This window comes from Streptomyces sp. NPDC001070 (assembly GCF_053598835.1).
The window spans coordinates 103,061-111,344 of record NZ_JBSFLB010000010.1; the positions used below are offsets into that span (position 1 = coordinate 103,061).

Genomic DNA, 8,284 nt, shown 5'->3' on the forward strand with positions numbered 1-8,284 from the left:
GGGATGGGGCGTGCGGGGCGCGTGCGGGTTGTCGGGGCGGAGCGGGGAGGCGATCGAACCGCGTCAGTTCTCGCCGTTGCGCACGGTGCTGCGCTGGACCAGGACGGCGGCCACGATGATCGCTCCCTTGGCGATCTGCTGGACGGCGCTCTCCAGGTTGTTGAGGGCGAAGATGTTGGTGATGGTGGTGAAGACGAGGACGCCCAGGACGGAGCCGACGATGGTGCCGCGGCCGCCGCTGAGCAGCGTGCCACCGATGATCGCGGCGGCGATGGCGTCGAGTTCGTACAGGTTGCCGTTGGTGTTCTGGCCGGAGCCGGCCAGGATCACCAGCAGGAAGGCCGCGATGCCGCAGCACAGTCCGGACAGCAGGTAGAGGTAGAGCCGCTGGCGCCGTACGTCGATGCCGGCCAGGCGGGCCGCCTCGGCGTTGCCGCCGACGGCGACGGTGCGGCGCCCGAAGGTGGTGCGGTTGAGCACCAGCCAGCCGATGACGGTGACCGCGGCGAAGACCAGGACCAGCGGCGGGATGCCGAGGACGTAGGCGTCGGGGACACCGAGGTCGAGCACCGACGTCACGGTGACGATCTGCGTCTTGCCGTCGGTGATCTGGAGGGCGAGCCCGCGGGCCGAGGCGAGCATGGCGAGGGTCGCGATGAACGGCACCATGCCGCCGTAGGCGATGAGCACCCCGTTGACCAGCCCGCAGCCCAGGCCCACGAGGATCGCGGTGAAAAGGATTCCGGCGAATCCGTACTCCTGGGTGGCGACGGTCGTCGCCCACACCGAGGCCAGCGCGACGATCGCGCCGACGGACAGGTCGATGCCCCCGCTGGTGATGACGAAGGTCATGCCGACGGTGACGACACCGATGACGGAGGCCTGGGTGAGCACCAGTTGGAGGTTGGAGACGGCCAGGAACGTGTCGGGCTGCGTGATGCCGCCGACGACGATCAGGGCGGCGAGGACGCCGAGCAGGGACAGATTGCGGACGTCGGCGCGGAGCCCCACCGCCGGACGCCGGCCGCCCTTCGTGACGGGAGACGCGTCCGCGGGCGGCGTCGGTGCCTGCGGGGCCTCGGAAGCGGGCTGCGTCATCAGCTCGGGCTCCCTTCCATGACAAGGTCGAGTACGCGGTGTTCGTCCAGCTCCGCGGCAGGCGCCGTGTGCACGACGCGGCCCTCGCGGAGCACCAGCACCCGGTCCGCGAGCCCCAGCACCTCGGGGACCTCGCTGGAGACGAGGAGAACGGCGAGCCCGTCGTCGGCGAGCCGGCGGATGACCGCGTACAACTCGGCGCGGGCGCCCACGTCGACGCCCCGGGTCGGCTCGTCTAGCAGCAGCACCCGGCAGCCGCGCAGCAGCCAGCGGGCGAGGACGGCCTTCTGCTGGTTGCCGCCGGACAGGGTGCGGACCTGTGCGTCGGGGTTGTCGGGACGCAGTGACAGGGCCCGCGTGGACTCCCGCGCGGCCCGGCGCTCCTCCCTGCGGTCCAGCCATCCGCCCCGGGAGAACCGGGAGAGCGTGGACACCGACACGTTGCGTGTGACGGACTCCAGCATCAGCAGGGCCTGGGCCTTGCGCTCCTCGGGCGCCAGACCCAGCCCCGCGCGGACGGCCGAACGGACGCTGCCGGGCTTGAGCGGGCGCCCGTCGACGCTGACCCGGCCCGCGGTGGGCTTCCTGGCGCCGTAGAGGGTCTCCAGGATCTCCGAGCGCCCGGAGCCGACCAGGCCGGCGAGTCCGACGATCTCACCCGGCCGCACCTCGAGGTCGACGGGAGCGAACTCGCCGTCGCGGGCGAGTCCTTCGACGCGCAGGACGGGGGCGCCGGCGGGAGGGGCGGCGGGGCGCTCGGGGAAGACGTACTCCACGTCACGGCCCGTCATGAGCGCGACGATGTCCCGCGTGGGCATGGACTTGGCGGGCAGTCCGCCGGCGATCGCACGGCCGTCCTTGAGGACGGTGACGCGGTCGCCGACACGGCGGATCTCCTCCAGCCGGTGGGAGATGTAGACGACCGCGACGCCCTCGGCGGTGAGCTGCCCGACGATGCGGAGCAGGTTGTCGGTCTCCTCCGGGTCCAGCGCTGCGGACGGCTCGTCCATCACGATGAGACGCACGTCGTGCGAGAGCGCCCGGGCCATCGACACGATCTGCTGCTGGGCCGCCGACAGGTCGCCGACCGCGCGGGCGGGATCGATCTCGGGATGGCCGAGGCGGCGCAGCAGGACGGCCGCCCCGCGGCGGGCGTCGCGACCGCGCACGACGAATCCCGCGGTGGTCGGTTCGTGGCCGAGGAAGACGTTCTCGGCGACGGACAGCCCCTCGACCAGGTCGAGTTCCTGGTAGATGGTGGCGATGCCGAGTCGCATCGCGGCGATCGGCGACCTCAGCGAAACCGGTTCCCCGCGCCAGGTGATCTCCCCGTCGTCGGGCTGGTGTGCCCCGGCGAGCACCTTGATGAGGGTGGACTTCCCCGCGCCGTTCTGGCCGAGGAGGCAGTGGACCTCACCGGCCTGGACGTCCAGGTCGACGCCGTCGAGGGCGCGGACGCCGGGGAAGGACTTGGTGATGCCGGACATCGTGAGCAGTGGGACGGCGGTCGGGGGCGGCGGTGCCGGTGGTTCTGGTGCCATGACGATCCCCTCGGCGGGTGCGGGTACACGTGCGCGTGCGGAGCGTGCCGGTGGAGCCGGTGGTGCCGTGGTGCCGTGGTGCGCTTGGCCGGTGGGGGGTCAGGCCGGGGAGAACACGTGGTCGCTGATGAGCCGGGCCGCGCCGATCACCCCGGCGGTGGGGCCCAGTTCACCCAGGACGATCGGCAGGTTGCCGGTCGCCAGCGGCAGCGACTGGCGGTAGACCTGGCTGCGGATGCTGGCGAGCAGGGTGTGGCCGAGACCGGTGACGCCACCGCCGATCACGACGAGCGCGGGGTTGAAGAAGCTGACGAGTCCGGCGATGACCTGCCCGACGCGGTTGCCGCCCTCTCGGATGAGTTCCAGCGCGGGCGCGTCACCGACCGCGGCCGCCGCGGCGACGTCCACGGCGGACAGCTGCCCGGCCGCCTCCAGCCGGGCCGCGAGCGCGGGTGACCGTCCGGACCTGGCGGCCTCCAGGGCGTCGAGGGCGAGCGCGGCGCCGCTGAAGTGGGCCTCCAGGCAGCCCGTGTTGCCGCAGGCGCAGGCGCGTCCGTCGGCCTCGACCCGGATGTGGCCGATGTCGCCGGCGCTGCCCGTCACACCGCGGTGCACCTCACCGCCGACGACGATGCCGCAGCCGATGCCCGTACCGATCTTGACGCAGAGGAAGTCGCCGACGGAGCGGGCGACCCCGGCGTGCTGCTCCCCCATGGCCATCAGGTTCACGTCGTTGTCGACCATGACGGGGCAGCCCAGTTCCTGGCTGAGCGCCTCGCGGACCGGGAAGCCGTCCCAGCCCGGCATGATCGGCGGCGCCACCGGCACGCCCTCGGGGAAGCGCACGGGCCCCGGCACGCCGATGCCCGCCCCGTCGAAGCCCTCGGCGAGGCCGGCGGCCCTGAGTTTGGCGGCCATCTCCAGGATCCGCTCGAAGACGGCGACCGGTCCCTCACGCACGTCCATCGGGTGGTTGAGGTGGCCCAGCACCTCCAACTCGGCGTTGGTGACCGCGACGTCGACCGAGGTGGCGCCGATGTCGACGCCGAGGAAGCGCAGGCTCGGGGCGAGCCGGATGTTGTGCGAACGCCGGCCGCCGCGCGAGGCCGCGAGCCCGTCCGCGACCACCAGTCCCGTCTCCAGCAGCCGGTCGACCTCGACGGCGAGCTTGGAGCGCGAGAGGTCGATCTGGTCCCCCATCTGGGCACGGGAGTTGGGTCCGCCGTCACGGAGCAGCCGCAGAAGCCGCGCCTGGTGCGCGTTGGCGGGTCGTGCTGTCATACGTCTCACGTGCCCCTCACCTCCCCCGGCCCTCGGCATGGGGATGCCCGGACCGGCATCGGCCGGCCCCGCTCCGTCAGGCTTTCGATGGGAAAGTAGCAGCGCCCGCCCGGAGGGGGAAGAAGTTGCGCAGGAATCAGGAAGGTCTTTTTCCGGTTCCAGGACAAAGTCTTGTCGTGGCGCCAACTCGGCGCACCGACGCGCGACATGGGTCCGGCGATGCCGGTGCCGCAGGCACGCCGGACAGGCCCGGCTACGGCACGGCCCGCGCGGGCGGCGCAAGACTGGGGGTGGGTCCGGGGGTCACACCGGCGAGAAGACGTGGTCGCTGATCAGACGGGTGGCGCCGATCACGCCGGCGGTCGGGCCGAGTTCGCTCAGGACGATCGGCAGGTTGCCGGTCGCCAGCGGCAGGGACTGGCCGTACACCTGGCTGCGGATGCTCGCCAGCAGCGTGTGCCCCAGGCCGGTGAGCCCGCCGCCGATCACGACGAGGCCGGGGTTGAAGAAACTGACCAGCCCGGCGATGACCTGGCCGGTGCGGTTGCCGCCCTGCCGGATGAGGTCGAGGGCGGCGCTGTCACCTCCCGCCGCGGCCGCCGCCACGTCGGCGGAGGTCAGGACCCCCGCCGACGCCAGCCGCGCGGCCAGCGCCGCAGATCCCCCGGTACCGGCGGTCGCGGTCGCGTCCCGAACGAGCGCGCTCCCGCCGAAGTATGCCTCCAGGCAGCCGTGGTTGCCGCAGGCGCACGGCAGGCCGCCCGGCACCACCTGGATGTGCCCGATGTCCCCCGCGCTGCCGGTGACCCCGCGGTGGACCTGCCCGCCCACGACGATGCCGCAGCCGATACCGGTCCCGATCTTCACGAAGAGGAAGTCGCGCACCGAGCGGGCGACGCCGGCGTGCTGCTCGCCCAGCGCCATCAGGTTCACGTCGTTGTCCACCAGGACCGGGCAGCCCAGTTCCTGGCTCATGACCTCGCGCACCGGGAAGCCGTCCCAGCCCGGCATGATCGGCGGCGCGACCGGCACGCCGTCCGGGAAGCGCACCGGTCCCGGCACGCCGATCCCGGCGCCGTCGAAGCTCTCGGCGGCTCCGGCGTCCCGCAGCTTGGCCGCCATCGCCAGCACCTGCTCGAACACCGCGACCGGGCCCTCGCGTACGTCGAACGGCTCGGCAAGATGGCCGAGCACCTCCAACTCGGCGTTGGTGACGGCGACATCGACCGAGGTGGCGCCGATGTCCACACCGAGGAAGCGCAGCGAAGGCGCGAGGCGCACGTTGTGGGAGGGCCGTCCGCCGCGTGAGGCGGCGAGCCCGTCCGCGACCACGAGACCGGTCTCCAGCAGGCGGTCGACCTCGACCGCCAGCTTCGACCGGGACAGTTCGACCTGGTCCCCCAGCACGGCCCGCGACTGCGGGCCCATGTCACGCAGCAGCCGCAGCAGCCGCGCCTGATGCGCGTTCGCCGGACGTGCCGTCATACGTCTCACGCCGGGCCACTCCCCTGCCGGTGTCCATCAGGTGCGCCTCGTGCGCCTCGTCGCCTTCGGGACGGGGCCACGACTGGTCCGGACCGTATCACCGGGGTCAGCGGCCAGGAAGCGTCTGCCGCGCGGACCGCGCGGGCCGTTCCCCGACGGCGGCGAAGTCCCGCTGTTTGCGGGCGTTCGCCGTTTTCCGGCATGGTGCGGGGCGACGGGAGACGGCACGGCGCTCCGTGCCCGGGGAGGGGGTTCGCGATGACATGGTCCCGGCTGCGGGTGGTCCGCGACGGCGTACGGCTGGAGTGCCGGGACTGGGGCGGTCCGGGACCGTCCGCGGTCCTGCTGCACGGACTGGCCGGCCATGCCGGCGAATGGGACGCCACGGCACAGTGGTTGAGGCGCCGCAATCGCGTGGTCGCGGTGGACCAGCGGGGGCACGGCGCGTCCGAGCGTCACCCGCGGGACGTCTCCCGCGCGGCCTGCGTCGCCGACGCCGCGGCCGTCATCGACCGGCTCGGCACCGGGCCGGTGATCCTGGTGGGCCAGTCGCTCGGCGGACACACCGCGATGCTGACCGCAGCGGCCCACCCGGAGCGGGTCCGTGCCCTTGTGCTGGTGGAGGCGGGGCCCGGCGGCCCGAACCCGGGAGTGCCGGCGGACATCGGGGCGTGGCTGGACTCCTGGCCGGTGCCGTTCGCGTCGCCCGAAGCCGCCGCCGTGTTCCTCGGCGGCGGCCCGGTCGGGCAGGGCTGGGCCGAAGGCCTGAAGCGGCGCGACGACGGCTGGTGGCCGCGCTTCGACCGCGACGTCATGGTCGCGTCCCTCCGGGAGAACGCGGAGCGTTCCTTCTGGAAGGAGTGGGACGCGCTGCGGTGCCCCACGCTGGTCGTCCTCGCCGAGAAGGGGTTCATCGGTCCGGAGGAGGCCCAGGAGATGTGCCGGCGGCAGCCGCGGGCGGTGGCCGTCGGCGTTCCCGGTACGGGCCACGACCTCCACCTGGAGCGGCCCGACGCGTTGCGCCATGTGCTGACCGGCTTCCTCGACGCGCTCGACTGACCGCGCGGACCGCGGATCACCATGCTGAGAGCAGGCGTGGATCACATCGCGCAAGGGCCGAATGTACTTGATTGAACATTCCAGATCGGTTTAGCCTTCAACCACCACCCGGAGCGCGAGGCCACACCCCGGCCCGGGATCTGTATCAATCAATCCAGAAAGAAGCGCCATGGACCTGCACCTCAAGGACAAGACCGTCGTCGTCACCGGAGCCAGCCGGGGCATCGGGCTCGCCGCCGTCCGCGCCTTCGCCGAGGAGGGCGCGCGGGTGGTGGCGGGCGCCCGCAATCCCGGCGCGGGCCTGGAGGAGCTCGCCTCCTCGTACGAGGTCGTGCCGGTGGCGGGCGACCTGGCGACCCCCGCCGGGGTCGAGCGGCTGGTCGCGACCGCCGTGGAGCGGTTCGGCCGTATCGACGTGCTGGTCAACAACGTCGGCGCCGTCCAGCCGCGACTGGGCGGCTTCCTCTCGGTCACCGACGAGGACTGGCTCGCGACCATGAACCTCAACCTCATGAGCGCGGTGCGGGCATGCCGGGCCGCCCTGCCGGAGCTGCTGACCGCCCGTGGCGCCATCGTGACGGTCAGCTCGGTGAACGCCTTCCTGCCCGACCCGGGCGTCATCGACTACACCGCCTCCAAGGCGGCTCTGACCAACTTCTCCAAGGCCCTGTCCAAGGAGGTCGGCCCGCTCGGGGTGCGCGTGAACTCGATCGCCCCGGGCCCGGTGTCCACCGACATCTGGACCGGTGAGAACGGCATGGCCGACCGTGTCGCGAAGGCCATGGGCAAGGACCTCGACAGCGCCGTCGAGGAGCTCGTCGCGGGCCTGGGCGGCTTCGCCACGGGGCGCATCACCACCCCCGAGGAGGTCGCGGACCTGATCCTCATGCTCGCCAGCGACCGGACGGGCAACGTCACGGGCGCCGACTTCACCATCGACGGCGGCCTGATCAAGACACTCTGATCCCCACCTCGCAGCACAGCCCGGTGAAGGGGCCCGCGCTCCCCATATGCTCGCCTACGATCCGACAACCTCCCCGACCGTTGAATTTTGAATCACCTCAGGAGATCGCCATGCCCGAGACACCCGGCACCGGGACCTCGGCCCCCCGCGAGGTCGCCGAGGCGATGTACGACGCCATGCTGCGCTCCGACCGCGACACGCTCGAGGCCATCACCTCGCCCGAGATCCGGATCCGGGTGACCGAGACACTGCCCTACGGCGGCACGTACTCCGGGCTCGCCGGGTTCGCCGCGTTCTTCAAGAAGACCTTCGACCTGATCGAGAGCCGCATCGAGATCGAGCGGCTCTTCGAGGCCGGCGGACAGGTCGTCGCGGTGGGCCGCACCCGGGGCACCGGGCGCGACACCGGACAGCCCTTCGACTCCGCGATCGTGCACGTCTTCACCGTCGAGGAGGGCAGGATCGTCGGGTTCGACGCCTACGTGGAGGACCGGCCCATCACCTCCGCGATCAACGGCACCGGCCCCCGGACCTGAGGCGGGTTCGCCGCGTCGGCCCGCCCTGTACGACGGGCCGGGCCGACGCCCGGGCCGTACTCGACGCGCCCTTCGCGGCCCTCGGCCGCGCCCTCGGCCCGTGGATCACCCGCTTCCCGCCCGTCCGTCCTGGTGGTGGGGGGCTCCGTCACGGGTGCCTGGGAAGTGATCTCCGGCTCCTTCGTCCGGGGCGTGCGCGACACCGCGGGGGCCGTCCTCCCTCCCCGATGTCCGTACCGCCGCGTACCCCCGGGACGCGGCGGTCATCGGCGCCGCCTCGGTGGGCCGCCGGGCCGCGTCGCCCGGCGGCCCCGCCCCGC

7 protein-coding genes are annotated in these 8,284 nt (G+C 72.7%); 3 read left to right on the plus strand and 4 right to left on the minus strand.

All coding sequences use genetic code 11. The features are described 5' to 3' along the window. Positions 1-63: 63 nt before the first annotated feature. The 4 genes from ACWDAS_RS14600 to ACWDAS_RS14615 form a co-directional block, all read right to left on the minus strand. Complete coding sequence (locus tag ACWDAS_RS14600) at positions 64-1,098, minus strand: ABC transporter permease (protein ID WP_450389810.1); 1,035 nt, start codon at positions 1,096-1,098, stop codon at positions 64-66. Continuing rightward, positions 1,098-2,639 carry a sugar ABC transporter ATP-binding protein gene (locus ACWDAS_RS14605; RefSeq protein WP_450389813.1) on the minus strand — a complete coding sequence of 514 codons (1,542 nt, stop codon included), beginning with the start codon at positions 2,637-2,639 and terminating at the stop codon, positions 1,098-1,100. The genes ACWDAS_RS14600 and ACWDAS_RS14605 overlap by 1 nt, the downstream gene beginning before the upstream one ends. Before the next feature lie 99 nt (positions 2,640-2,738). Then, complete coding sequence (locus tag ACWDAS_RS14610; RefSeq protein ID WP_450389815.1) at positions 2,739-3,920, minus strand: ROK family protein; 1,182 nt, start codon at positions 3,918-3,920, stop codon at positions 2,739-2,741. Between the two features lie 303 nt (positions 3,921-4,223). Then, positions 4,224-5,405 carry an ROK family protein gene (locus ACWDAS_RS14615; protein WP_450389818.1) on the minus strand — a complete coding sequence of 394 codons (1,182 nt, stop codon included), beginning with the start codon at positions 5,403-5,405 and terminating at the stop codon, positions 4,224-4,226. Positions 5,406-5,663: 258 nt separating this feature from the next. Here ACWDAS_RS14615 and ACWDAS_RS14620 point away from each other — a divergent pair, with 258 nt between their 5' ends. The 3 genes from ACWDAS_RS14620 (at position 5,664) to ACWDAS_RS14630 (ending at position 7,964) form a co-directional block, all read left to right on the plus strand. After that, positions 5,664-6,464: an alpha/beta fold hydrolase gene (locus ACWDAS_RS14620; protein WP_450389820.1), complete on the plus strand. Its 801-nt coding sequence runs from the start codon at positions 5,664-5,666 to the stop codon at positions 6,462-6,464. 169 nt (positions 6,465-6,633) lie between these two features. Then, positions 6,634-7,428: an oxidoreductase gene (locus ACWDAS_RS14625; RefSeq protein ID WP_450389822.1), complete on the plus strand. Its 795-nt coding sequence runs from the start codon at positions 6,634-6,636 to the stop codon at positions 7,426-7,428. Positions 7,429-7,538: 110 nt separating this feature from the next. After that, positions 7,539-7,964, plus strand: coding sequence for a nuclear transport factor 2 family protein (locus ACWDAS_RS14630; protein WP_450389824.1), 426 nt, complete (start codon positions 7,539-7,541; stop codon positions 7,962-7,964). Positions 7,965-8,284 lie beyond the last annotated feature (320 nt).